At 59.9% G+C, this 26,064-nt stretch carries 23 protein-coding genes and 1 pseudogene; 20 read left to right on the top strand and 4 right to left on the bottom strand.

Annotated elements, in window-relative coordinates:
- Positions 1-14 precede the first annotated feature (14 nt).
- Positions 15-1,850 carry an extracellular solute-binding protein gene (locus A3C3_RS0103765; protein WP_022713283.1) on the bottom strand — a complete coding sequence of 612 codons (1,836 nt, stop codon included), beginning with the start codon at positions 1,848-1,850 and terminating at the stop codon, positions 15-17.
- A gap of 242 nt (positions 1,851-2,092) precedes the next feature.
- Between A3C3_RS0103765 and mepA the strand changes: the two genes are divergently transcribed.
- The 6 genes from mepA to A3C3_RS0103735 all read left to right on the top strand — a co-directional run bounded on the left by mepA (position 2,093) and on the right by A3C3_RS0103735 (position 8,038).
- A complete protein-coding gene (mepA, locus tag A3C3_RS0103760; RefSeq protein WP_022713282.1) occupies positions 2,093-3,148 on the top strand; it encodes a penicillin-insensitive murein endopeptidase in 1,056 nt (351 codons plus the stop codon).
- A gap of 85 nt (positions 3,149-3,233) precedes the next feature.
- Complete coding sequence (locus A3C3_RS0103755; RefSeq protein ID WP_022713281.1) at positions 3,234-3,614, top strand: methylglyoxal synthase; 381 nt, start codon at positions 3,234-3,236, stop codon at positions 3,612-3,614.
- Between the two features lie 14 nt (positions 3,615-3,628).
- The gene (locus A3C3_RS0103750; RefSeq protein WP_022713280.1) at positions 3,629-4,654 is read left to right on the top strand and encodes a glucokinase; all 1,026 of its coding nucleotides are present in this window, start codon (positions 3,629-3,631) and stop codon (positions 4,652-4,654) included.
- Positions 4,655-4,749: 95 nt separating this feature from the next.
- Complete coding sequence (locus A3C3_RS0103745) at positions 4,750-6,537, top strand: ABC transporter ATP-binding protein (RefSeq protein ID WP_022713279.1); 1,788 nt, start codon at positions 4,750-4,752, stop codon at positions 6,535-6,537.
- An 18-nt stretch (positions 6,538-6,555) separates the two neighbouring features.
- A complete protein-coding gene (gene dapB / locus A3C3_RS0103740; protein ID WP_022713278.1) occupies positions 6,556-7,380 on the top strand; it encodes a 4-hydroxy-tetrahydrodipicolinate reductase in 825 nt (274 codons plus the stop codon).
- Positions 7,381-7,402: 22 nt separating this feature from the next.
- Complete coding sequence (locus tag A3C3_RS0103735; protein ID WP_022713277.1) at positions 7,403-8,038, top strand: 2,3-bisphosphoglycerate-dependent phosphoglycerate mutase; 636 nt, start codon at positions 7,403-7,405, stop codon at positions 8,036-8,038.
- Positions 8,039-8,088: 50 nt separating this feature from the next.
- Here the strand turns inward: A3C3_RS0103735 and phnF are convergent, their stop codons facing one another.
- Positions 8,089-8,826: a phosphonate metabolism transcriptional regulator PhnF gene (phnF, locus tag A3C3_RS0103730; protein ID WP_022713276.1), complete on the bottom strand. Its 738-nt coding sequence runs from the start codon at positions 8,824-8,826 to the stop codon at positions 8,089-8,091.
- Positions 8,827-8,942: 116 nt separating this feature from the next.
- Between phnF and phnG the strand changes: the two genes are divergently transcribed.
- The 10 genes from phnG to phnN all read left to right on the top strand — a co-directional run bounded on the left by phnG (position 8,943) and on the right by phnN (position 16,728).
- Positions 8,943-9,419, top strand: coding sequence for a phosphonate C-P lyase system protein PhnG (gene phnG, locus A3C3_RS0103725; RefSeq protein WP_022713275.1), 477 nt, complete (start codon positions 8,943-8,945; stop codon positions 9,417-9,419).
- Complete coding sequence (phnH, locus tag A3C3_RS0103720; RefSeq protein ID WP_022713274.1) at positions 9,419-10,027, top strand: phosphonate C-P lyase system protein PhnH; 609 nt, start codon at positions 9,419-9,421, stop codon at positions 10,025-10,027. Before phnG ends, phnH begins: the two co-directional genes overlap by 1 nt.
- Positions 10,028-10,030: 3 nt before the next feature.
- Positions 10,031-11,137 carry a carbon-phosphorus lyase complex subunit gene (locus tag A3C3_RS0103715; protein ID WP_022713273.1) on the top strand — a complete coding sequence of 369 codons (1,107 nt, stop codon included), beginning with the start codon at positions 10,031-10,033 and terminating at the stop codon, positions 11,135-11,137.
- Entirely contained in the window at positions 11,134-12,012 is an 879-nt protein-coding gene (locus A3C3_RS0103710; protein ID WP_022713272.1) for an alpha-D-ribose 1-methylphosphonate 5-phosphate C-P-lyase PhnJ, read from the top strand. The genes A3C3_RS0103715 and A3C3_RS0103710 overlap by 4 nt, the downstream gene beginning before the upstream one ends.
- Complete coding sequence (gene phnK, locus A3C3_RS0103705) at positions 12,009-12,785, top strand: phosphonate C-P lyase system protein PhnK (RefSeq protein ID WP_022713271.1); 777 nt, start codon at positions 12,009-12,011, stop codon at positions 12,783-12,785. The genes A3C3_RS0103710 and phnK overlap by 4 nt, the downstream gene beginning before the upstream one ends.
- A 12-nt stretch (positions 12,786-12,797) precedes the next feature.
- Positions 12,798-13,508, top strand: coding sequence for a phosphonate C-P lyase system protein PhnL (gene phnL / locus A3C3_RS0103700; RefSeq protein WP_022713270.1), 711 nt, complete (start codon positions 12,798-12,800; stop codon positions 13,506-13,508).
- Positions 13,505-14,122 (top strand): DapH/DapD/GlmU-related protein, encoded by a 618-nt coding sequence (locus tag A3C3_RS0103695; protein WP_022713269.1) that lies wholly within the window; start codon positions 13,505-13,507, stop codon positions 14,120-14,122. The genes phnL and A3C3_RS0103695 overlap by 4 nt, the downstream gene beginning before the upstream one ends.
- A gap of 163 nt (positions 14,123-14,285) precedes the next feature.
- Entirely contained in the window at positions 14,286-14,981 is a 696-nt protein-coding gene (locus A3C3_RS0103690; protein WP_028739377.1) for a DUF1045 domain-containing protein, read from the top strand.
- Positions 14,982-14,992: 11 nt separating this feature from the next.
- The gene (locus A3C3_RS0103685; RefSeq protein WP_022713267.1) at positions 14,993-16,132 is read left to right on the top strand and encodes an alpha-D-ribose 1-methylphosphonate 5-triphosphate diphosphatase; all 1,140 of its coding nucleotides are present in this window, start codon (positions 14,993-14,995) and stop codon (positions 16,130-16,132) included.
- Positions 16,129-16,728: a phosphonate metabolism protein/1,5-bisphosphokinase (PRPP-forming) PhnN gene (gene phnN / locus A3C3_RS0103680; RefSeq protein WP_028739376.1), complete on the top strand. Its 600-nt coding sequence runs from the start codon at positions 16,129-16,131 to the stop codon at positions 16,726-16,728. The genes A3C3_RS0103685 and phnN overlap by 4 nt, the downstream gene beginning before the upstream one ends.
- 6 nt (positions 16,729-16,734) lie before the next feature.
- On the opposite strand, the gene A3C3_RS0103675 is transcribed toward phnN, so the two are convergent.
- Both A3C3_RS0103675 and polA read right to left on the bottom strand, forming a co-directional pair.
- A complete protein-coding gene (locus A3C3_RS0103675; protein ID WP_022713265.1) occupies positions 16,735-19,014 on the bottom strand; it encodes a DNA translocase FtsK in 2,280 nt (759 codons plus the stop codon).
- Between the two features lie 165 nt (positions 19,015-19,179).
- Positions 19,180-22,170 carry a DNA polymerase I gene (gene polA, locus A3C3_RS0103670; RefSeq protein WP_022713264.1) on the bottom strand — a complete coding sequence of 997 codons (2,991 nt, stop codon included), beginning with the start codon at positions 22,168-22,170 and terminating at the stop codon, positions 19,180-19,182.
- On the opposite strand from polA, the gene A3C3_RS44980 reads away from it, so the two are divergent.
- The 4 genes and pseudogenes from A3C3_RS44980 to A3C3_RS43180 all read left to right on the top strand — a co-directional run.
- On the top strand, positions 22,153-22,467 hold the full coding sequence (locus A3C3_RS44980; RefSeq protein ID WP_145611925.1) for a hypothetical protein: 315 nt from the start codon (positions 22,153-22,155) through the stop codon (positions 22,465-22,467). The two genes, polA and A3C3_RS44980, sit on opposite strands and share 18 nt — an antisense overlap.
- Positions 22,468-22,972: 505 nt before the next feature.
- The gene (locus A3C3_RS0103660; RefSeq protein WP_022713262.1) at positions 22,973-23,389 is read left to right on the top strand and encodes a MarR family winged helix-turn-helix transcriptional regulator; all 417 of its coding nucleotides are present in this window, start codon (positions 22,973-22,975) and stop codon (positions 23,387-23,389) included.
- 91 nt (positions 23,390-23,480) lie between these two features.
- Positions 23,481-24,869 carry a M20/M25/M40 family metallo-hydrolase gene (locus tag A3C3_RS0103655; RefSeq protein ID WP_028739375.1) on the top strand — a complete coding sequence of 463 codons (1,389 nt, stop codon included), beginning with the start codon at positions 23,481-23,483 and terminating at the stop codon, positions 24,867-24,869.
- A 473-nt stretch (positions 24,870-25,342) separates the two neighbouring features.
- Positions 25,343-26,029, top strand: a pseudogene (locus A3C3_RS43180) (SH3 domain-containing protein); the annotation flags it as partial.
- Positions 26,030-26,064 lie beyond the last annotated feature (35 nt).

Below are 26,064 nucleotides of genomic sequence, written 5' to 3'. Positions count from 1 at the left end.
GCAATGCAACCCCGCTATTTTGCGTCCTTCGACCACCAGACATCCGGAAACGCGAGGGAGTAGGCCGGCAGCTCAGCCGGCCGTGTGATCGTGTTCCAATAGGCAATCCAATAGGTGTTGCGATAAAAGAGCGGGATGACATAGTGGTTGGCAAGCAGCACGCGGTCCATGGCCTTGATCGCCGCCACCTGTTCGTCGCGGTTCGGCGCGAAGATGATCATGCGAACAAGCGCGTCGACTGCCGGATTGGCAATGCCGGCATAATTGCGGGAGCCCTGCTGAGCAACCGAACCCGATCCCCAGTAGTCGGCTTGCTCGTTCCCCGGATTCATCGTCTCTGCCCAGACGTTCCAGATCATATCGTAGTCGAAGCTGCGCACCCGATTGGTATATTGCGAGGCATCGACGGTCCGCACCCGCGCGTCCACGCCGATCTTCTTGAGGTTGTTGACATAAGGCACGACCCAGCGCTCCAGCATCGGGCTGGACAGCAGGATCTCGAAACTCATCGGCTGGCCGGTCTTGGCATTGACCATGCGATTGCCCTTGAGGTTCCAGCCGGCCTCCTTGAAAAGCGCGATCGCCTTGCGCAGGTTGTCGCGGCTCTTCTGTGGATCGCCGCCGACCGGATTGCTATAGGGTGCGGTGAAGACTTCCGGCGGCACCTTGTCTTTCAAGCCTTGAAGAATCTCCCGTTCCCGGCCTTGCGGCAGGCCGGAAGCGGCAAGCTCGGTATTCCAGAAATAGCTGTCGATACGCTTGTAGCTATTGAAGGCGACCGTGCGGTTCAGTTCTTCGAAATCGAACCCGTAGTTCAGCGCCTCGCGCACCTTCTCGTCCTTGAAGAGGTCACGTCGCATGTTGGGCACCAGGGCCTGCAGAATGCCGGTGGCACGGAGCGGGTTGGCAACTTCCTCCTTCTTGACGCGGCCTTCCCTTACGGCCGGAAAATCGTATCCAGTCGCCCAGCGGCTTGCCTGCGTTTCCTGCCAGTAATCGACATTGCCGGAGCGGAAGGCCTCGAATTCCACGTCACGGTCGCCGAAATAGGTGTATGTGACCGAACGAAAGTTGTTCTGGCCGACATTCACATTAATGTCCTTTCCCCAATAATCATCCCGCAGCTCGTAGCTGATGGTGGAGCCCGCGGAAAAGGCAGCGATCTTGTACGGTCCCGACCCCATCACCGGCTCGAGCGTCGTCTTCGAAATATCCCGGGCCTTGCCGTCCGGGCCGGTTCCCTCCCACCAATGTTTGGGGACGACAACAAGCTGGCCTAGAATGTTGGGCAGTTCCTTGTTGTCTTTTTCATCGAAGGTGAACTTCACATCGCGATCGCCCACTTTTTCCGCCTTGACGACATGCTTGTAATAATTGGCCTGAAGCGGACTGAGTTCTTTTGTCTTATCGAAGCTGAAGATGACGTCTTCAGGCGTCACAGGCCGGCCATCCGCCCATTTCGCCTCCACGCGGAGCCGGAACGTCGCGCTCGATACGTCGTCAGGATAGGAAACGCCCTCCGCCAGAAGGCCATATGACGAGAGGACTTCGTCATCGGCGGACTTCAGTAAGGTTTCGAAGGACAATGCCAGCCCGATCGCAGCCTCGCCCTTCGCAAGCAGCGGGTTGAAGGTGTCAAAGGTGCCAGATGTCGAAAGCCTCAGATTCCCGCCTTTCGGTGCGTCCGGATTGACGTAATCGAAATGCTTGAAGCCGGGCTGGTATTTGAGTTCGCCTATCGTCGACGTGCCAATCCTGAAGTTCTGGTCTTGCGCTGAGGCTCCCAGTGGCAAGGAGATCAAGGCAACCAGAGCAACAAGCATACTTCTTTTCGACCACGCGATCGCCATTCACCAAACCCCGTTATTTTAGCTTTCTTCGAGAATACGGGAAATACAGGCAAAAAGCAGGAAAGTGTGACGTTTTCGTCCATCTCGCAAAATTTTGACTGGGTGCAAGCCCCAGAACACGGCTTCTCAAGCCGCCTTACGAACGTCCACCCGAACCTTGCTGCCAAAACATCGATTCACCAAAATTGCTTTTCACGGTAAGATTCGATGCAAATCACTCCGGCAGACATTCAGGATACCGCATGACATTCCGCCTTGCTCCGCCTTTCCAGACAATCGGCAGACTCGCTTTGGCGGGTATCATCGGTGCAAGCCTGATTGCGGGCGATGCGGGAGCACAGCAGAAACAGCCGAGTCCCGGCAGCGCCAAAGCGCTCTTCGGTTCGGCTTCCCTGCCCGCACAGGGCCCGGCCCAACCGATCGGCTTCTATTCGAAGGGGTGCATGCTGGGCGGCGTTGCCTTGCCCGTGGATGGTCCGACGTGGCAGGCGATGCGCCTTTCCCGAAATCGCCGTTGGGGCGATCCGGCGATGATTGCACTGCTTGAGCAATTGTCGCGCGATGCGCAGCAGAAGATCGGCTGGCCGGGGCTTCTGGTCGGCGATATTGCCCAACCTCGCGGCGGGCCGATGTTCAACGGCCACGCCTCGCATCAGATCGGCCTCGATGCCGACGTCTGGCTGACGCCGATGCCTTCACGCCGGATGACAGCACAGGAGCGCGAAGATCTTCCCTTCACCACGACGCTGCAGAAGGGGAAGTTCCTGACAATCGACCCCAAGGTCTGGACGCAATCCCACGCCAAACTGCTGATGCTTGCGGCAAGCTATCCCGAGGTAGAGCGCATTTTCGTCAACCCCGCAATCAAGAAAAAGATGTGCGATACCTGGACGGGTGACCGCACGAACCTCGGCAAGCTGCGCCCGATATACGGCCACGATTCGCATTTCCACATTCGTATGAAATGCCCGCCAGGCGCTGCGGCCTGCAAGCCGCAGGCGCCAATTACCGACGGCGATGGCTGCGGCAAGTCGCTGGCCTGGTGGTTCACCAAGGAGCCGTGGGCCGCACCAAAGCCCAATGCCCGGCCACCTAAGCCCCCGCGCGAAATGATGGTGTCCGATCTTCCGAAATCTTGCGCCGCCGTTCTGGATGCGCCGGCCGCTGCATCCATGGCGGCGACTAATGGCGGCTCGGCTGCAACCGCCCTGACAGCAGCACCGGCCGTACCGGAAGCGGCCGGGGACCTTCTTCCTGCCGTCGGCCCTGTTCCCACCGACAAGCCCTTGGTGCAATGAGAGTGGAAATGCTTGTTTTTCAGATCGTGGGCTTGGTATAGAAGCGGCCAAATCGATTGAATTCACGGGATGGAGGTTCTTTTTCATGGCCGGCGGCAAATGCCTCGCATTGATTGCGCATGACCAGAAGAAGAATGAGATGGCGGAATTTGCCCGCCGCAACAAAGACCAGCTTTCCAAATGGAAGATCGTGGCAACCGGAACAACCGGCGGCCGCGTCCTCGATGCGGTGCCCGATCTCGATGTCACCCGGCTGAAGAGTGGGCCGCTCGGCGGTGATCAGCAGATCGGTGCATTGATTTCGACCGGTGAAGTCGGCGCACTTATCTTTTTTGTCGATCCATTGACGCCAATGCCGCATGATGTTGACGTGAAGGCATTGATGCGGCTTGCGATCGTTTACGATATTCCAATGGCGCTGAACGAAGCGACTGCCGAAAAACTCATCCCCACTCTGCACGCCTAGACACGGAACCGGCTATGTCCATGCTCAACACCAGCGATGCCCACCTGCCTTTTCCGATCCTGATTGGCGATATCGGCGGAACGAATGCGCGCTTCTCCATTCTAGCGGACGCCTCGGCCGAGGCTGTCAATTTCCCGAACGTTCGCACAGCCGATTTCGGAACCATCGATGAAGCGATCCTGAAGGGCGTTTTTGCAAAGACGCACATGCGCCCGCGTGCGGCTATTCTCGCCGTTGCCGGCCCGATCAACGGCGATGAAATTCCGCTGACCAATTGCGACTGGATCGTCCGTCCTCATACGATGCTTGAAGGTCTCGGCATCGAGGACGTGATTGTCATCAACGACTTCGAGGCGCAGGCACTGGCGATTTCCGCGCTCGGTGAGAACGATCGCGAGCGCATTGGCGCCGCATCCGGAGAACTTGTCGCTTCCCGTGTTGTGCTCGGTCCCGGAACCGGCCTCGGCGTTGGCGGGCTCGTGCACGCGCAAGGCTCATGGATTCCCGTGCCGGGCGAAGGCGGCCATGTCGATCTCGGACCACGCAGCAAGCGCGACCTGGAAATCTTCCCATATATCGAGACTATCGAGGGCCGCGTCGCGGCCGAGCAAATCCTTTGCGGACGCGGCATCGTCAATCTCTACCGCGCGATATGCAAGGCGGACGGGATTGATTCCAAATACCACGATCCAGCCGATATCACCTCCCATGCGCTTACTGGAACCGACAAGACGGCCGTGGAGACCATCTCGCTTTTTTCAACTTACCTCGGCCGGCTCGCGGGCGATCTGGCGATGATCTTCATGGCCAAGGGCGGCGTCTATCTTTCAGGCGGCATCTCGCAGAAGATCCTGCCGGCATTGAGGCGGTCGGAATTCCGCGCCGCGTTCGAGGACAAAGCGCCGCACTCGCACTGGCTGAGGGCTATTCCGACTTATGTGGTGACTCACCCGCTTGCAGCCCTCGCCGGGCTTTCCTTCTATGCTCGCCAGCCCGCAAGCTTCGGGGTCTCAACCGAGGGCCGCCGCTGGCGCCGATAGTGCCGCTCTAGCCAAAAGCCCGCCAACTCTTTATAGAGCCGCCCCAAGCGCGCGGCTCATCTGGCGCACGTAGTCCGAGACAGGAAGCTCTATTTTTGGAATCGTCCGCGAACAAGAAGCGCACCGTCAGCAGCGATACCATCACCGGCGTCTTGAAGCGCATCATCGCCGAAAACGGCCGTGATCATATTGGGGGCTATGCTTTCGCGATCTGCTGCCTCGTTGTTGTCGCACTTTCGACTGCGTTCACCGCCTGGATCATGAAGGTAATCATTGACGAAGCCTTCGCCAATCGCCGTGCGGATATGGTCTGGATCATTTGTCTTGCGATCTTCATCGCATTCGTACTGCGTGGCTTTGCGAGCTACGGCCAAGCGGTGGCTCTATCTAGGATCGGAAACAACATCGTGGCGCGCTACCAGCGGCGCCTTTATGCCCACCTGATGACGCTCTCCGTCGGCTTCTACAACGAAGCCCGTTCGGCGCACATCGCAGCGCAAGTCAGCCAGAATGTCGGCGGCATCCGCGATGTCATGAATCTGACCATCACGTCGACTGCGCGAGACCTGCTCACGTTCATCGCGCTGCTCGGCGTGATGGTTTTTCAGGATCCGCTGCTCAGTCTTGCAGTCTTCATCCTGGCTCCGCCACTCCTGTACGGCTTGCGATATCTTTCCAAGCGACTGCGTCAGGTGACCAGGGAAGCGATTCATCTCAACAGCCACGTCTTGGGCGCAATGCAGGAAACGATCCAGGGAATTGCGATCGTCAAAGCCTTCACAATGGAGGGCGAACTGGTACGCAAGCTCAACAAGCTTGTCGGGGCTGCGGAAAACCGCGCAAATCGGATCGCGCGCCTCTCGGAGCGCAATGCGCCGATGACGGAGACCTTCGCCGGCTTCGCCGTCGCCAGCATCCTTGCCTATGCCGCTTACCGTTCGATCTATCATAACGTGCCGCCGGGTGCATTCTTCTCCTTCGTAACGGCCTTGCTGCTCGCCTACGATCCGGCTCGCCGCCTTGCAAGACTGCAGGTTCAGCTGGAGCGCGCCGTCGTCAATGCCCGCATGATCTACGAACTGCTCGACATGGAACCGCGTCAGCGCGATCTTCCTGATGCCAAGCCGTTGAATGTGACGAATGCCCGCATCGAATTCCGTGACGTATCCTTTGCTTACAGTGCCGATCCGATCCTCAACGACGTGAGTTTTGTTGCAGAGGGCGGTAAGACGACGGCGCTTGTCGGCCCTTCCGGTGCCGGCAAATCAACGGTCATCAATCTCATTCCGCGCTTCTTCGACCCGAAGAGCGGGCAGATTTTCATCGATGGCCAGGATATTGCACACGTCACCAAACAGTCGCTTCGCCAGCAACTCGCCTATGTGTCGCAACAGCCGTATCTCTTCGAAGGCACGATCCGCGAAAACATTCGTTATGGGCGGCCGGAAGCGACGGACGCCGAGGTGGAAGAGGCCGCCCGCCTTGCCTATGCCCATGAATTCATCCTCGCGCAACCCAACGGCTACGATACACCTGTCGGCGAAAACGGCGTGACGCTTTCAGGCGGCCAGCGCCAGCGACTGTCGATCGCCCGGGCGCTCGTCCGGAAAGCGCCGATCCTCCTTCTCGACGAGGCTACATCGGCACTCGATACGGAATCCGAAGCGGCCGTGCAGAGGGCGCTCGATGAAGCAATGACCGGCCGCACCGTCGTCGTCATCGCCCATCGTCTTTCGACGGTCGTACGTGCCGACAAGATGGTCGTGATGCAGCAGGGCCGTGTCGTCGAAGAAGGCAATCACGAGACGCTTGCGAAGCGCAACGACGGACTTTACGCTCGCCTCAACAATCTTCAGCGGCCCGCCGCCTCGGATTCTTTTTGACACGGATTATGAACTGACATGAGCGATGCTGCGATGAAGCTGGTAGTGGTTGGGGCAGCCGGTCGCATGGGACAAACGCTGATCCGGCTTATCGATTCCATGGAAGGTGTCACGCTGCATGCGGCCGTGGCCCGGCCCGGCTCGCCATTCGTTGGCAAGGATGCAGGCGAAATCGCAGGCCTTGGACCAAACGGCGTCACCATTGGGGACGACCCTCTCGCGGCCTTTCTTCATGCCGACGGCGTCCTGGATTTTACAACGCCCGGGACGACAAACGAATTTGCTGCACTGGCCGCTCAGGCGCGCATCGTCCATGTCATCGGCACCACCGGGTGTTCGGATGCGGATAATGCCAAGATCGCGGCAGCATCGCGTCATGCGCGTATCGTGAAATCGGGCAATATGAGCCTTGGCGTGAACCTTCTCAGCGTTCTCGTGGAGCAGGCTGCACGAGCGCTCGATGCTGCCGATTGGGATATCGAAATCCTCGAAATGCACCACAAGCGCAAGGTCGATGCGCCGTCGGGCACCGCACTGCTTCTGGGAGAAGCTGCCGCCAAAGGCCGGAATATCGACCTGTCGTCGCAATCCGTCCGCGTCCGCGACGGCCATACCGGCGCGCGCGAGACGGGTACGGTCGGTTTTGCAACGCTGCGCGGCGGTTCGGTGATCGGCGAACATTCCGTTCTCTTCGCCGGAGAAGGCGAGATTGTATCAATGTCGCACAGCGCCGCTGACCGCTCGATCTTCGCGCGCGGCGCCATCAAGGCGGCGCTCTGGGCGCGCGACAAGAAGCCCGGCTTTTACTCCATGCTCGACGTGCTCGGGCTCTCCTCACATTGATCTCATTAAGGAGGCATATTTCATGAGCGGCACCCTCGTCCTCGTTCGCCACGGCCAGAGCGACTGGAACCTGAAAAATCTCTTCACCGGCTGGAAGGATCCGGATCTCACGGAACTCGGTATCGAAGAAGCCAATACGGGAGGGCAGGCGCTTGCCGACTACGACATAAAATTCGATATCGCCTTCACGTCGGCGCTCGTGCGCGCGCAGCACACGTTGACGCTCATTCTCGACAAAATCGGCCAGCCGGACCTCAAGACGATCCGCAACCAGGCACTGAACGAGCGCGATTACGGTGACCTCTCAGGCCTCAACAAGGACGATGCCCGTGCCAAATGGGGCGAGGAGCAGGTTCATATCTGGCGGCGTTCCTACGACGTCCCGCCTCCTGGCGGCGAAAGTTTGCGCGACACCGGCGCGCGCGTCTGGCCTTACTATCTCACCGAGATTTTGCCACGCGTACTGCGCGGTGAAAAAGTGCTCGTCGCCGCCCACGGCAACTCGCTGCGTTCGCTGGTCATGGTGCTGGACCGCCTGACCAAGGAACAGATCCTGGCGCTCAACCTCGCGACCGGCGTTCCCATGGTTTACAAGCTCAATGCCGACTCCACCGTCGCTTCCAAGGAAGTGCTCGGCGATATGTCCGGGGCGCATTAAGCCTTAAACACCTTATTCAAAAGCCGGGCTCGCTGCCCGGCTTTTTCATTTCAATGCTCTATCGTGAACTGCACCCTGTCGGCTGCAAACCGGCTGATCGAATACTGAACCGGCACGCCGTCAAGATCGGTATTCATTGCCTTGGCGATGAGCAGGATGGCGCCCGGCGTCAATTCGAGCGTGCCGATGTCGTGTGAATCGGCGTGAGCGGCGGTAATCTCGGTCGTTGCGCGGACGTAATCCGGCAGGCCGAGTTCGGCAAAGGCCTTGGTGATCGATTCCGTCTTGCGATAGACTTCGTCTATACCGGCAAACCGGTCGGCCGGAAACCATGTCGTTGCGCAAGATACCGGCCGCTTGTCGGCCAGACGCAATGTTTCGAGACGGATCACCGCCGTCCCGGACTTCAGCCTTAGCCAGCGCGCAACGTCAGCATCAGCCCTCTCTTCCGCATGGTCGAGCAGCAGGCCCCGCATCTCGCGCGCCTGAGCGCCAATACCGGCGGTGAAGCGCGTACGCCGCGTGATCGGGAAATTCAGCCTCTCCTTCCGCTCGATCAGGGTGCCGCGGCCCTGCACTGCGCGCACGATGCCTTCCTGAGCAAGGGCGGCAAGTGCGCTTCTGACCGTATGACGATTGACGCCGAATTGCAGCGCCAGGACAGTTTCCGGCGGCACCATGCCGGTCTCGTCATAAGCCCCGGCACTGATTGCGTCGCGAATACGGTCCGCGATCTGGCGCCAGAGCGCCACGCCCGTTTGTCTCTGTACCTGGTTTAGTCCGGCCATTCGTTCCCGCCCTGCACTTTCACTTGAGTGATGTCACACGCTTGTCACGTCCTCACCTTAAGGCTACAAATACCTTGTATGGTTGTCTATATCAATAGACATTTAAAGGAACGGCGATGACATCAGCGAAACAGAAGAGCCTTGCGACCCAGCCAGAGATTGACCGCAAGCGCGTTGCCGATCTTCTCGCGCGGGCTGAACGGCACGAACTCGTTGAAGCCTTTGACGCACTCATTGAAAAGCCAGCGGTTCAACCGGTGCGCGGGCCGGAAACCGGTCTCGTGATGGTGCGCGGCCGCATCGGCGGCGGCGGCGCCCCCTTCAATCTTGGCGAGGTCACCGTTACGCGCGCAACAATACGGCTTGGTTCCGGCGCCGTGGGTCATGCGCAGGCGCTCGGCACCGACCGCGAAAAGGCAAGGCTTGCCGCGATCTTCGACGCACTGTGGCAGGACGATGCGATGAAGGATTTCGTCGAGGAGAGGCTGCTTTCGCCCATCACGGCGCGGATCGCTGGGGTCGATCGGCGCAAGGCGGACGAGACGGCGGCGACACGGGTCGATTTCTTCACCATGGTGCGCGGAGACGACTGATGAGCCTCAAGACAGAAGCCCTGACGGGTGGTTTTTCCGAACCCGTTTTCCACACCCAAAACGTCTTCAAGGCCATGATGGATGGCATGGCGCGCCCCGGCACGATCCAGACCATCGCGCCCGAAGTCGCGCCACCTGCGCCACTTGGCATAGCCGCAGGCGCAATTGCGCTGACGCTGTGCGACCATGATACACCGGTCTGGCTATCTTCCGGGCTTGCGAAATCCGCAACGCTCGATTGGCTTGGCTTTCACACCGGCGCGCCCGTGGTGCCGGAAAAGGCTGAAGCCCGCTTTGCCTTTATCGAGCACGGCGTGACGCTTTCCTCGTTCGGACTCTTTGCCTTAGGCACGCAGGAATATCCTGATCGCTCGACGACGCTGATCGTCGAACTTGCAGGACTCGAAGGCGGCCGCCAGCTGGCCTTGACAGGCCCCGGCATTCAAAGCGTGAACGAGATTGCGCCTATCGGCCTGCCGGAGACGTTCCTGCGGCTCTGGACGGAAAATCACGCCCTCTTTCCGCGTGGCATCGACCTCGTGCTGACGGCAGGCAGCCGTTTCCTCTGCTTGCCGCGCACCACCAAGATCATCGCAACGGAGATGTGAGCCATGTATGTTGCCGTCAAAGGGGGTGAGGCCGCCATCGAGAATGCCCATCGCCTGCTTGCCGACCGCCGTCGCGGCGACCGCTCGCTGCCTGCGATCGGTATCGACCAGATCGTCGCACAGCTGGCGCTTGCCGTCGATCGTGTCATGGCGGAAGCCTCGCTCTACGACCGCACGCTCGCCGCACTTGCCGTCCGTCAATCGCGCGGCGACATAATCGAGGCAATTTTCCTGCTGCGCGCCTATCGCACGACGCTGCCACGCTTCGGCTATTCGAAACCGCTCGACACCGCGGCGATGAAGATCGAGCGCCGCGTTTCGGCGACCTACAAGGATTTGCCTGGCGGCCAGCTTCTCGGTCCGACCTTCGACTACACGCACCGACTGCTCGATCCTTCGCTGCTTTCCGACGAGACCGTTGAAGAACCGGCGCAACGCCCTGCTGAAGCCGGCCGCATCATGCGCGTGTCGGAGATTCTTGGCCAAGAAGGGCTGATCGAGGCCGACGGCGATATGCCGGTGGACCACGAGATCGGTGACCTGACCCGTGAACCGTTGGAGTTTCCGATGAGCCGCGACCTTCGCCTGCAGGCGCTCGCCCGCGGCGATGAGGGCTTCCTCCTGGCACTCGGCTACTCCACGCAACGGGGCTACGGCCGCAATCATCCCTTCACGGGGGAAATCCGCATCGGCGAGGTCGAAGTGGAATTTTACGTTCCCGAACTCGGCTTTGCCGTGTCGCTCGGCGTGATCCAATTGACGGAATGCCAGATGGTCAATCAGTTCAAGGGTTCGGCCAAGGCACCGCCGCAGTTCACGCGCGGCTATGGCCTCGTCTTCGGCCAAAGCGAACGGAAGGCGATGTCGATGTCGCTGGTCGATCGCGCGCTACGCGCCGAAGAGCTCGGGGAAGACATCACGGCGCCGGCACAGGACGAGGAATTCGTCATTTCTCACTCCGACAATGTCCAGGCGACCGGCTTCGTCGAGCATCTGAAATTGCCGCACTACGTGGATTTCCAGGCCGAACTGGACCTTGTCCGCCGCATGCGCCGCGACTTCGAAGCGAACCGTGCCGGCGGCGACACCATCAAGGAGGCCGCCGAATGAGCGATCTTGCCAACTACAACTTCGCCTATCTCGACGAACAGACCAAGCGGATGATCCGCCGCGCCATCCTGAAGGCGATCGCGATTCCCGGTTATCAGGTGCCTTTTGCTTCGCGCGAAATGCCCATGCCCTATGGTTGGGGCACCGGTGGGGTGCAGGTGACCGCTTCGATCATCGGGCCGGACGACGTCCTCAAGGTCATCGACCAGGGCGCCGACGACACCACAAACGCTGTCTCCATCCGCGCCTTCTTCCAGAAGGTCGCAAACGTCGCGGTGACCACCCACACCAAAGATGCGACGATCATCCAGACGCGCCACCGCATCCCGGAAGAACCGCTCGGAGCCAACCAAGTGCTCGTCTACCAAGTGCCGATCCCCGAACCGCTCCGCTTCCTCGAGCCCCGCGAAACCGAAACGCGAAAGATGCATGCGCTAGAAGAATACGGCCTCATGCATGTGAAGCTCTATGAGGACATCGCCCATAACGGCCGCATCTCCAAGACATATGCCTATCCGGTGAAGGTCGCCGGCCGCTACGTGATGGATCCTTCGCCGACGCCGAAATTCGACAATCCGAAAATGCATCTATCGGGCGCGCTTCAGCTCTTCGGGGCCGGCCGCGAGAAACGGATCTATGCCGTGCCGCCCTATACTGAAGTCGTCAGCCTCGATTTCGAAGACTACCCTTTCGAGATCCAGCGCTTCGGCAAACCCTGCGCTCTTTGCGGCGCGGAGGATGTCTATCTCGACGAAGTGATCCTTGACGACAAGGGCGGACGGATGTTCGTCTGCTCCGATACCGACCATTGCGAAGACCGTCGCGAGCAGGGACATGCAGGCGAGATGCTTGCGCCGAAGGAGGCTGCGGAGTGACCGACACCCCTCTCCTCAAAGTCAACGACGTTTCGAAATTCTATGGCAATCGTATCGGCTGCCGGAATGCCTCTTTCGAGCTCTGGCCGGGCGAAGTGCTGGCCGTCGTCGGCGAGTCCGGTTCCGGCAAAACGACGCTACTCAATTGTATCTCGACGCGCCTGATGCCGACCACCGGCAGCGTCGAATATCATATGCGCGACGGAAACTATCGCGATCTCTACCGCATGAACGAGGCAGAGCGTCGCTTCCTGATGCGCACCGATTGGGGTTTCGTGCACCAGAATCCGGCCGACGGCCTGCGCATGACGGTGTCGGCCGGCGCCAATGTCGGCGAACGGCTGATGGCGATCGGCGACCGGCACTATGGCAAAATCCGCTCGACTGCCATCGACTGGCTGGAGCGTGTCGAAATCGACGCCGGCCGCATCGATGATCAGCCCCGCGCTTTTTCGGGCGGCATGCGCCAGCGCCTGCAGATCGCTCGCAATCTCGTCACCAGCCCGCGGCTCGTCTTCATGGACGAACCGACCGGCGGCCTCGACGTCTCGGTTCAGGCGCGCCTGCTCGATCTGGTTCGCGGTCTCGTCAATGATCTCGGCCTTTCGGCCATCATCGTCACGCACGACCTCGCCGTCGCGCGTCTGCTCTCGCATCGCATGATGGTGATGAAGGATGGCTATGTCATTGAGCACGGTCTGACCGATCGGGTGCTCGATGACCCGCGCGAGCCCTACACGCAATTGCTCGTCTCATCGATCCTGCAGGTCTGAAAGGCAACAATCATGGCAACGCCCCTCGTCGTTTCCGAAGTCTCGAAGAGCTTCACCATGCATTTGCGCGATGGCATCAAGCTGCCGGTCATCTCCGATGTCGCCTTCTCCGTTGCTGCCAGCGAATGCGTCGTGCTTGGCGGCCCTTCGGGCATCGGCAAGAGTTCCCTGCTCAAGATGATTTACGGCAACTACGCCGTCGACACCGGCCAGATCCTGATCAGCCACAAGGGCCGGGTTGTCGATCTTGCCGCTGCGGACCCGCGCACCGTTATCGATGTCCGCCGTCATACGCTCGGCTATGTCAGCCAGTTCCTGCGCACCGTGCCGCGCGTTGCCGCGATCGATGTCGTTGCCGAACCACTGGTTGCTCGCGGAGAGGCCGCAGCCGGCGGCCGCGAAAAAGCGGCAGCACTGCTTGAAAAGCTCAATCTTCCCGAAGCGTTATGGCAACTGCCGCCTGCGACTTTCTCGGGTGGCGAGCAGCAGCGCGTCAACATCGCTCGGGGTTTTATCACAGAGCATACGGTGCTGCTGCTCGATGAGCCGACCGCTTCTCTCGATGCAACAAATCGCGCCGTTGTCGTCAGCATGATCGCGGAGAAAAAAAGGGCGGGCGTTGCCGTTCTCGGCATATTCCATGACGAGGAGGTGCGAGAGGCGGTCGCCGATCGCATCCTCGACGTCCAGCAGTTTTCGCCGCGCAAGGCGGTTGCAGCATGAGCCGGAAGCTTGGCGAAACGCCCTATATTCATGAGACAGCCTCCGTCAGCGATGCCACACTTGGCCGTTATACGGAAATATCCGAACGCTGCCGGATCAGTGAAGTCGAATTCGGCGATTATTCTTACATCATGCAGGACGGCTCCATCTGGTGCGCGACGATCGGTAAGTTCGTAAATATTGCCGCCGCCGTTCGCATCAACGCGACCAACCATCCGACATGGCGTGCGACGTTGCATCACTTCACCTATCGCGCCGCGGACTACTGGCCGGATGCAAATATGGAGAGCGAGTTCTTCGAATGGCGACGCTCCAACCGCGTCGTCATCGGCCATGACGTCTGGATCGGCCACGGGGCCACCATCCTGCCCGGCGTCACCGTCGGCAATGGTTCGGTGATCGGTGCTGGCGCAGTCGTCTCGAAAGATGTCGCACCCTACACGATCGTCGGCGGCGTTCCCGCAAAGCTTATCCGTGAACGCTTCCCCAAGGAAATCGGTGAGCGGATGGACAAACTTGCCTGGTGGGACTGGGAGCATTCAAGGTTGCGCGCAGCGCTCGAGGATTTCCGGGCGCTGTCGGCCCAAGGCTTCCTTTGCCGGCATGAGGGCTAAAACTCTGTTCACAACGGCGCAGGCAAGGCCTGCTGAAAGTTCTATGTCGCCGCTTGATCATCATTCCGTCACGGAAATCTTTTAGCCGGGGAGCTTGCTTGCAGTCCGTCGCCAAATCGCTGACATTGCGGCTCTGCTCGACCATTTTTTCAGGACAAAAACTTTGCGCTACGCCCTTTATTTCACGCCGCCAAAGAACGATCCCCTGACTGGCGCTGCCTCAATCTGGCTTGGGCGCGACGCGTTTGCGGGCGAAACTTATCCGGCTCCCGAGGAAGATGGGATGCCGGCTGCAGAGCAGTTCGAGCTGACAGCCGATCCGCGCCGTTACGGCTTTCATGCGACTATAAAGGCGCCTTTTGCGCTTGCCTCTTCGGTCAACGAGAGAGACCTGATGGCTGTCGTCGAGGATTTCACCGGCCGTACACCGGCATTCGAAATCCCCGAACTTGTCCTCGGGCAGATCGGCCGCTTCTTTGCGCTCGTTCCAGGTTTTCTGCATGCGCCGCTTCAGGATTTCGCGGCAAGCGTGGTAAAGTCCTTCGAGCCGTTTCGCGCAGCGCTTTGCGAGGCCGATATTGCAAGGCGAAAGCCTGAAAAATTGACGGAAAGCCAGCGCGCCAACCTTACGCGCTGGGGTTATCCCTATGTGATGGAGGATTTCGGTTTCCACATGACGCTGACCGGCCAGGTGCCGGAAGAGCGCTCAGCACTGATGAAATCGATCCTGGAGAAGCGTTTTGCCGCCTTCATCGGTCGGCCGCTTTCCATTTCCGGCCTCGCGGTCTTCACAGAAGAAGAGCGCGGCGGGCCGTTCAAGATTCATTCCTGGCTGCCGCTTGCTGGCGCCAAACGCTGAGAGATCCGCAGATGACCACAGAGACAGTCCTTTCCAACGCCCGCATCGTTCTTGAAGACGAGATCGTCAATGGCTCGCTTTTGATCCGCGACGGCAGGATTGCCGATATCTCAGAAGGCAATTCGGCAAACGGAGAGGATTTCGAAGGCGATTACCTCATCCCCGGCCTCGTCGAACTCCATACCGACCATCTGGAAGGCCACTATTCGCCTCGCCCGGGCCTGCGCTGGAATAAGACGGCGGCCATCCAGGCCCACGACGCCCAGATCGTCACCTCCGGCATCACCACTGTTTTCGACTGCCTGCGCATGGGCGCGGACGAGGACGGTGGCTTTGAACACGGCGAAATGCGCGAGATGGCTGACGCCATCCAGAAGGCCGAGCAGGAAGGCCGGCTTCGCGCGGAACACCTGATCCACCTGCGCTGCGAAGTCTCGGCCGACAACGTGCTGGCGCATTTCGCGGACTTCGAGGACGATCCCTATGTCCGCCTCGTTTCGCTGATGGACCACGCGCCGGGCCAGCGTCAGTTCCAGACGATGGATCAGTACGTCTTCTACTATCAGAAGAAGCGCGGCCTTTCGGACGAGGAGTTCGCGCGCTTCATCGAAAAGCGCCTCGGCGAATCCGCTCGCAATTCGACTCCGCACCGCACCGCGATCGCCAAGGTCTGCAAGGAGCGTGGTATCACCGTTGCGAGCCACGACGATGCGACACTTGCCCATGTCGACGAGGCGATTGAAAACGGCGTGCGCCTTGCGGAGTTTCCAACGAGCTTCGACGCCGCCAAGGCATCGCACGCGCATGGGATGAGTGTGCTGATGGGCGCTCCCAATGTCGTGCGCGGCAAGTCTCACTCAGGCAACATCGCCGCTCGCGATCTTGCAGAGCGCGGCGTCCTCGACGTGCTCTCTTCCGATTACGTGCCGCTCAGCCTGCTTTATGCACCCTTCATTCTTGCCGACGAGGTGGAGACCATTTCGTTGTCCAAGGCCATCGCGATGGTGACCGCCACGCCCGCGCGCACCGTCAGCCTCAATGATCGCGGCCGAATCGACACCGGCCTTCGTGCCGATCTTGTCCGCGTCTTCCGCGACGAGGGCGTGCCGGTGACCCGTTCCGTCTGGCGCGAAGGGCGCCGGGTCGCATGATCCCCCCGCACGAGCCACACTTGGTACCCGGCACTGAGCGAGGTATCATGGTCGTTGTCGTCGGCCCGAGCGGCGCCGGCAAAGACACGCTGATAAACCTGGCGGCAAAGCATTTTGCCGGCCGTCCCGAGGTGCATTTCGTCCGCCGCGTCATCACACGGGACCGCGATGCCGGCGGCGAGGATCATCTGTCCGTTTCCGACGGAGGCTTCGTCTCTATGGAGCAATCCGGCAACTTCGCCGTATGGTGGGAAGCGCATGGCCTGAAATACGGCATTCCAGCAGAAGTTTCCGTCGCGCTCGCCAAGGGACATTTGGTAATCGCCAACGGCTCACGCTCGGCACTCCATCTCTTCCATGCCGTTTTTCCCCGCCTCAAGGTCATCAACGTGACCGCCCGCCCGGAAGTGCTGGCAGGCCGCCTCGAAGCTCGCGGCCGCGAGACTCACGAAGACATTATGGCCCGCCTCGCCCGCGGCCCACTGACCGTACGCGGCGACTACGACGTCACCGAACTTGACAACAGTAGCTCGCTAGAAGAAGCCGGGCGCAAGATCATCGAGACACTCAACGACTTCCTCACGAAGATTGGTTAGCCGGCTTTATTCTTCGCGCCCCGACACGATCTCACGTTTGCCGACATGGTTCGCGGGGCCGACGAGGCCTTCCTTTTCCATGCGCTCCACAAGCGATGCCGCGCGGTTGTAGCCGATGCCAAGGCGGCGCTGGATGTAGGAGGTCGAGCACTTCTTGTCGCGCAGCACGACCTTGACCGCCTGATCGTAAAGCTCGTTGCCATCCTCGGATGCAATCGCGCTCTTGTCGAAGACGGCGCCCTCTTCCGGCTCGGCATCCTCCTCTTCGTCAGCCGTGACCGTCTCCAGATACTCCGGACGGCCCTGCGTCTTTAGATGCGCGACGACCTTTTCGACTTCGAGGTCGGAGACGAACGGGCCGTGCACACGGGAAATCCTGCCGCCACCTTGCATGTGCAGCATGTCGCCCTGGCCAAGCAGCTGCTCGGCGCCTTGCTCGCCAAGGATCGTGCGGCTGTCGATCTTCGATGTGACCTGGAAGGAGATGCGGGTCGGGAAATTCGCCTTGATGGTGCCGGTGATGACATCGACCGACGGACGCTGCGTCGCCATGATGAGATGGATGCCGGCGGCGCGCGCCATCTGGGCCAGGCGCTGGATCGCGCCCTCGATCTCCTTGCCGGCGACCATCATGAGGTCGGCCATTTCGTCGACGATGACGACGATATAGGGCATCGGCGTCAGGTCCATTTCCTGCTGCTCTTCGATCGGCACACCTGTGCCCTTGTCGAAACCGGTCTGGACCATGATGTGGACCGTCTCGCCCTTTTCGCGGGCCTGTGCGACACGGCCGTTGTAGCCGTCGATGTTGCGCACGCCGAGGCGCGACATTTTGCGGTAGCGCTCCTCCATCTCGCGCACCGCCCATTTCAGCGCCATCACGGCCTTCTTCGGATCGGTGACGACCGGCGTCAATAGGTGCGGGATGCCGTCATAGACGGACAGTTCTAGCATCTTCGGATCGACCATGATGAGACGGCACTGTTCCGGCGTCATGCGATAGAGCAGCGAGAGGATCATCGTGTTGATGGCGACGGATTTGCCGGAACCGGTGGTGCCGGCCACCAGCAGGTGCGGCATCTTCGCAAGCTCGGCGATCACCGGCTCGCCGCCGATCGTCTTGCCGAGGCCGAGCGCCAGCTTGTAGCCGCTTTTCTCGAAATCCTGGCTCTCGATCATCTCGCGGAAATAGACCGTCTCGCGCATCGCGTTCGGCAATTCGATGCCGATGACATTACGGCCCGGCACGACGGCGACACGGGCCGACAGCGCCGACATGGAGCGGGCTATATCGTCGGCAAGGCCAATGACGCGCGACGACTTTACTCCGGGTGCAGGTTCGAATTCGTAAAGCGTTACGACCGGACCCGGGCGGACATGGATGATCTCGCCCTTGATGCCGAAGTCCTCCAGCACACTTTCCAGCAGCCCGGCATTCTGCTCGAGCGTTTCCTGCGGCATGATCTCGCCACAACGCTCCGGTGGTTCCTGCAGCAGGGAGCGCGGCGGAAACTCGTAACCGGATGGATCGATATTCGCCGGGATTGTCTTCTGCGTTACAGCCCGCGGTGCGGGCGCCAGGGGTGCAGCGGCCTGCACGCGAACCGGCATCGGCGCGATCGGCTGCGTTTTCGCGGTCACCGGTGCGGCGGCCGGACGGGCTGCCGGAGCCACGTTCGATATAGACTTTACGGGCGCTGGAGCGGCCGTGGCCGCGGCTGGTGCGTCGAGCTTCTGCGGTCTCCCTCCCGGGCGCCATTCCATCACGCGGAAGTGTGAGATGATCGATTCCGGCGTGACCTCAACCTTCGGCAGGAAAGCAACTGGGAGGGTAATCGGGGCCGCAGTCGCTTCCTCGAAGGCCATGACTTCCCAGAAGGCGAAATCGGAAATGTCGGTCAGCTCGGACGAAGCGCGATATTCCGGCTCGACCTGAATTTCGGCGACATGTTTGGGATGATCGATCTCGGACACGGATGGAGCGGCTTCCGGCAGATAGATGTCGAACGGCACGTCAACCATCATCGGGGCGCTTGGCTCGAGATCAACAGCCGGCCCTTCGCTGACGGTCTCCTCGCGAAACGGCTGTTCCGATTCGGCCGGCGTGCGGCGTTTACTGATCAGGTTTTCCGGCGTGCGGGTAAAACGCACGTTCGGTGCAAGCGAGAAATTGCTCTGCCAAACCGGCGCTGCGGGAGCGACACTCATGTCATCGCCCGCATGCTGTACGTCTATTTCCGACGAAAAATCACCGGCATCCGTCAAATTCGTTCTGGGAAAACGCATGCGACCCGCTGCTCACTCAATTTCTGACCCAACCGGATTAGAAAATGAAGGTTAACAAGTTCCTTCCAGCCGCATCTAAACGGCACACCTCTCGAACGAAAAACGTAGGATTGCCAATGCGTTAAGTCATCAAGAAAAATCTTTGAGACCGGAAGGAGGAAGCGCTCAGTGCGCTTGGTCCCAATTGGTGGCGGCGCGCGCATCCACCTTCAACGGCACGCGCATCTCAAGCGCCGGCATGGCGGCGTTTTCCATGACGGAAACAATGATCGGCATCGCCTTTTCGACGTCGGTATCCTCGACTTCGAAGATCAGTTCATCGTGCACCTGCAGCAGCATGCGCACCCGATCCGCAAGGCCGGCTTCGGCGAGTGCCGGTTCGATCTTGATCATTGCCCGGCGGATGACATCGGCTGCCGAGCCCTGGATCGGTGCGTTGATCGCAGCCCGCTCGTTGAAGGCGCGCACCGAAGGATTGGAGGAGCGGATTTCCGGATAGTTGATTCGCCGCCCGAAGATCGTTTCGACATAGCCCTTGTCGCGCGCCATCTGTTTGCGGCTGTCCATATAGTCGCGAATGCCGGGGAAGCGCTCGAAATATTTCTTGATGTAGTCACCCGCTTCCGAGCGCTCGATCGAGAGCTGGTTGGCAAGGCCAAAGGCGGAAATGCCGTAGATGATGCCGAAGTTGATCGCCTTGGCGCGGCGGCGCACTTCGGCCGGCATACCATCGACAGGAACGCCGAACATTTCGGAGGCCGTCATCGCGTGAATATCGATGCCTTCGGCAAAAGCCTGGGTCAGCTGCGGAATTTCCGCGACATGCGCGAGCACGCGCAGTTCGATCTGGCTGTAATCGGCCGAGATCAGCTTATGCCCGGGCGTGGAGATGAAAGCCGTGCGGATTTTGCGGCCTTCCAGCGTTCGCACCGGAATGTTCTGCAGGTTCGGCTCGGACGACGAAAGACGCCCTGTCGTCGTCGAAGCCAGCGAATAGGAGGTGTGGACGCGCTTCGTCTGCGGATGCACGTAACCCGGCAGCGCATCGGTATAGGTGGATTTCAGCTTGGTCAGTTGGCGCCAATCGACGATCTTGCGCGGCAGCTCGAAACCCGCGCCGGCAAGATCTTCCAGCACACTTGCCGAGGTCGACCACTGCCCGGTTTTCGTCTTGCTGCCCCCAGCAAGCCCCAGCTTGCCGAAGAGGATGTCGCCAAGCTGCTTCGGCGAGCCGATCGTGAACTTCTCACCCGCCAGCGCATAGATTTCGTCCTCCAGGCGCGCAGCGCCTTGTGCCAGTTCACCGGAAAGGCGGGACAGGATCTGACGGTCGACCGTGATGCCGCGTTCTTCCATGCGCGCCAGTACCGGCAGCAGCGGGCGCTCCAGACGCTCGTAGACAGCCGTCAGCTTTGCTGCGGCAAGTCTTGGCTTCAGCACCATCCAGAGCCGCAATGTCACATCGGCGTCTTCAGCAGCGTAATGCGTAGCACGGTCGATATCGACAAAGTCGAACGTCACATTCGCCCTGCCGCTTCCTGCGATATCCTTGTAGGCAATCGGCTTATGGCCGAGGAATTTCTCTGAGAGCGAGTCCATCCCGTGCGCGCCGGTGCCGGCGTCGAGCACGTAGGACATCAGCATCGTATCGTCGAAGCTCTTTGTCTCGACGCCATATCGCTTCATCAGCAGATAATCATATTTCAGGTTCTGCGCGACCTTGAGGACGGACTCGTCTTCGAGCAGCGCCTTCAGCCGCGGCAGCGCGTCCCGCATCGGTATCTGATTGTCCGCAAGCCCGCCGCCAAGTAGATCGCCGACGCCGTTCTTATGGCCGATCGGCAGATAGGCGGCGCGGGTCTTGACGCCCGCCGGGTTCTTGTCGTTATCGGCAATCGCCATCGAGAATCCGACCAGCTCCGCCTGCATCGCATCAAGCGACGTGGTTTCAGTTTCGAAGGCGACCAGGCCGGTTGCCCGCGCATCGCCAATCCATTTGTCAAGTGTCGCGAGATCGCGGATCGTCACGTAGCTAGAATGATCAAATGGCAGCGCTGCAAAGGCTTCGGCGCGCGCCTTGGCAAGTTCGGCGGGCGCAAAGCCTTTGCCGGCGGGCTTGGCCTTGACGGGAATCGGAACGGCAGCCCCCTCGACATCCGGGATGCCGCCCGCAACCGGCTCCGGTTCAACGGCATCGAGATCGGGGCCGTGTGCAGCAGTACCCCACTCGACTTTTACGTCGGACGCCTCGATGACACTGGCATCGCAATTGCACGCCTCCGCCACACGGCGCGTCAGCGTCGTGAATTGCAGCGCCTTCAGGAAGCCGATCAACTTCGGGCCGTTCTGCACTTCGAGAACGAGGTCGTCCAGACCAAGCACCAGCGGCACATCAGATCGCAGCCGAACCAATTCGCGCGAGAGCCTTGCCTTGTCGGCATTCTCGAGAATCGCCTGGCGGCGCTTTTCCTGCTTGATCTCATGCGCACGGTCCAGCAGCGTGTCGAGATCGCCATATTCTCCAAGAAGCTGCGCGGCGGTCTTCGGGCCGATACCGGGAATACCCGGAACATTATCGACCGAATCGCCGGTCATAGCCTGCAGGTCGATCATCTTTTCGGGCGCTACGCCCCATTTCTCGATGACGTCCGGGATGCCGATCTGCTTGTCCTTCATGCTGTCGTACATGTGGATGTTCGGCGTTACGAGCTGCATCAGATCCTTGTCGGAGGAGACGATCGTCACATCGGCGCCGGTCGCTTCCGCCTGCCGGGCATAGGTAGCGATGATATCGTCGGCCTCGAACCCCTCGGTCTCGATGCAGGGCAGGTTGAAGGCGCGCGTCGCCTCGCGGATCAGCCCGAATTGCGGTATCAGCTCATCCGGCGGTGCAGAGCGATTGGCCTTGTAGGCATCATATAAATCCTTGCGGAAGGTCTTTGCCGAGTAGTCGAAGATAACCGCAAGATGCGTCGGCGTGACGCCGACGGAGGTGTCACGCGCATCGGTCAGCAGCTTCCAGAGCATATTGCAGAAGCCAGAGACTGCGCCGACCGGCAAGCCGTCGGACTTGCGCGTCAGCGGCGGCAGGGCGTGAAACGCCCGGAAGATGAAACCCGAACCGTCAATAAGGAAAAGATGATCGCCTTTTTTCATGGCTGCATGGATAGCGTGGCGGGATGGAAACGTCCATTGCACATGCAGTTTGCGGTACTATTTATTGCTGACCCATGGCCTTCGAAAAAGAGTTACCTATGGAAACGCACAGGTTCGCGGCCGCCTATGCCGTTCCTTGCCAGCTCCTACGCGCTGGGTGACGGCCTTACGGCTGTCTTTCGCAAAGGGCTCTTCGCGCTGGTTTTCCTGCTGGCGATCAAGGGTCTGCCAACTTTTTTCCGCAGCGCCTGGATCGCACGCGAAGCTTCGGTGTCCAGACAGAACTTCAGCTGCTGAACACCCTATTTCTTTCCACCTTTATTAATATCGATCGGCCCTTGCGAGGCACTTGGCATCATTGCGCTGAACTGCGCCCTTGGAGGCATGAGCAATTTGATTGCCGGATGGAACCTTGCGTTCTTCTGGAATGATTGCCGGAGGGCGCGGGAATAATGCTTCACCGAACTGTTACCAATTTGTAATTGTCGGCTCGGCCTGCTTCCCTTGAAAAACCACATTCCCGGTCACAAATCAGGTCTACCGGCGTTTGATCGCGCCGAGGGTCTGATTACCGGCTTGTCCCCCGCCGCATCAGGCTTGGACAAAGGCCTTATCCCCCTCTCCGGGCCTTTGTCCCCATTTTCAAGCCGCCATGGCCAACCTCCAGGCCATGGCGGCTTTGTTTTTTGGCGAAGATGCACATTTATGAAGCTAAAGGACAAGTTTTGATCCATCGCATGCGATTTGTTGCATTGTTTCGCGTCAGTTTTTGAGCCTAACTGCAATCATGGGATTTAACAGGATGGATTCGGGAGCATACCTTGCCAGCCAGTTGGCCAAGGGTTTTGCCCGCTCGCTGCAGCAGCGCGCGGCGGGACTTGGTTTTTCTCCCGGGCAATTCCCGATCCTTCTCGAACTTTGGGCGGAAGACGGCCTCACGCAGAAGCAATTGCTCGAACGCGTCGATATCGAACAGGCGACGATGGCAAATACGCTTGCGCGCATGGCGCGCGATGGCCTGATCGAGCGCCGCCCCCATCCTTCAGACAAGCGAGCGCAACTGATCTTCCTGACGCCCAACGCGCGGGCCATCGAAGATGAAGCGGTCAAGATCGCACGTGAAGCCGATCTGGCGCTTTTCCAAGGCTTCAAGACCTTCGAACGCGAACTGATGCTGGAATATATCCGCCGCCTCCTCGAAAACGCCAAGAAAATCTAACCGTCTACGCCCTCCCTTGTTTCGATTTTTCTTCCTCGAAACGTCCCCGCCTTTGGTCTATCGTCCCGCCGAATCTCGAAAGGAGTCGGAAATGACAGACGTAACCCCGGTGCTTTCACGCGCCGATCAGAACCTCGGTTCAAGCCTGGACAGATTGTTCGAGTTGCTGCGTATCAAATCGATCTCGACTGACCCGGCGTACAAAGCCGAGTGCCGCACGGCTGCCGAATGGCTGGTCGCCTATTTGAACACACTGGGTTTCGAAGCTTCCGTTCGCGATACTCCCGGTCACCCGATGGTCGTTGCGCATCATGCCGGCGCCAGCGCGGATGCGCCGCATGTGCTGTTCTACGGCCACTACGACGTTCAACCGGTCGATCCAATCGAGCTTTGGGAAAACGATCCCTTCGAGCCAGCCGTCAAGGACATGGGTAATGGCCGCAAGATCCTGACGGGCCGCGGCACCGCAGACGACAAGGGCCAGCTCATGACCTTTGTCGAAGCTTGCCGGGCCTATAAAGAGATCAGCGGCGCGCTTCCTTGCCGCGTCACCATCCTTTTCGAGGGCGAAGAGGAATCCGGCTCGTCGTCGCTCAAGCCCTTTCTGGAGGCAAATGCGGCAGAACTGAAGGCCGACTATGCGCTTGTCTGCGATACCGGCATGTGGGACCGCGAGACCCCGGCGATTGCTGCTGCCCTTCGCGGCCTTGTCGGTGAAGAAGTCGTCGTGACGGCGGCCGACCGCGATCTGCATTCCGGGCTTTTCGGCGGCGCGGCAGCGAATCCGATCCATGTCCTGACAACAGCGCTTGCCGGTCTCCACGACGAAACCGGCCGCATAACACTCGAGAATTTCTATGAAGGCGTCGAGGAAACGCCTGCAAACGTCAAGGCCTCATGGGAAAAGCTCGGCCAGACCGCTGAGGACTTACTGGGCCAAGTCGGCCTTTCGGTGCCGTCGGGTGAAAAAGGCCGCTCCGTTCTGGAACTCACCTGGGCGCGCCCCACGGCTGAAGTGAACGGCATATGGGGCGGCTATACCGGCGAGGGCTTCAAGACAGTGATTGCCGCCAAGGCGTCGGCCAAGGTTTCCTTCCGCCTCGTCGGCAAACAGGATCCGGCAAAGATTCGAGAGACGTTCCGAAACTATATCCGCTCGAAGATTCCGGCCGATTGCTCTGTCGAGTTCCATCCCCATGGCGCTTCGCCGGCAATTCATCTTGCCTATGATTCTCCGGTGATCACGAAAGCGAAGAACGCGCTTTCCGACGAATGGCCCAAGCCCGCCGTCGTTATCGGCATGGGCGGCTCGATCCCGATCGTCGGCGATTTCCAGAGAATGCTCGGCATGGAATCGCTGCTCGTCGGCTTTGGCCTTGCAGATGACCGGATCCATTCGCCCAACGAGAAATACGAACTCGCCTCCTACCACAAGGGCATCCGTTCCTGGGTGCGCATCCTCGACGCATTGGCCGCTTGAACAAAAAAGCGTGCCTCGCGATGATTTACGCGGGCACGCATTCAGATAAAAACAAAGGCCGGATAACCCGGCCTTCATCGTCCGCTTCGCTTCAATGCCAGTACATCCGTGGTCAAGGAAAAGCGGACTCTGCAGCCAAGATTGGTCCCGAAAGGTTAACGCGCCGTGAAGGCCACCAGCAGTCGGAATGATATGGAAAACGGCAAGCGCTTGAGGCGCGCACAGCATCCACTTGGCTGCGATCTGTTGAGCGACAAATCGGAAGCCGCTCCGTCACTTTCAAGGCCCGGAGCCAGATTCTTCCGTTCAACCTGCGTTCATGCAACACGCGCTATAAACCATTGAAAGACAAGACGAATGGTTGCCGGCTAACAAAAGCCGGCAAGCCTCCGACTATGCCCGGAACCGGCAAAAGCCGGAGTAAAAACAAATACCGGATGTGGCATGACGCTGCCTCCCAGGGAGTTGAAAACGTGAAACGCACCCTCTTAAAAATTGCCGCGACCGGTATGCTCTTGTTTGCTCCGGCGATCGCTCAAGCGGCAGAAGGCTTCGCGACGACGAACGTCAATATGCGGGCGGGTCCAAGCACAGAATATCCGGCTGTCACCGTAATTCCGGCCGGCGAATCCATCGAAATCTACGGCTGCCTTGCCGACGTGCCATGGTGCGACGTGGAGTTCTACGGCGGCCGTGGCTGGGTGCACGGCGGATATATCCAGGCACTTTATCAACAGCGCCGCGTTTATGTCGGGCCTCAATATTATCGCCCGCTCGGTATTCCCGTCGTTGTCTTCAGCTTCGGCAACTATTGGGATCGTTACTACCGCGACCGTGACTTCTATCGCGACCGCGATCGCTGGCGCCGCGGACCGGACTTCTATCGTGACTCGGATCGCCGTGAAAGACGCCGGGACTTTGACGATCGTCGGGATCGCATGCCGGATTTCGATCGCGCGCCCAACCGCAGGCCTAATGTCGACAGGCAGCCGGACTTTGACCGTGATCTGCGCAGCGGCGGCGATCGCGATCGCGATCGCCGGAACTTCGAACGTCGAAACGATGATGACAATCGCGTCATCCGCCGCGGCGACGACAATCGTAACCGCAGCGATCGTGACCGCGACCGCCGGAACTTCGAACGTCGAGGCGATGATGGCAGTCGCGTTCGTGGCGACGACAATCGTAACCGCCG

The organism is Rhizobium mongolense USDA 1844 (assembly GCF_000419765.1).
Taxonomy (GTDB): domain Bacteria; phylum Pseudomonadota; class Alphaproteobacteria; order Rhizobiales; family Rhizobiaceae; genus Rhizobium; species Rhizobium mongolense.
This window is presented reverse-complemented; position numbering and strand designations above follow the sequence as displayed.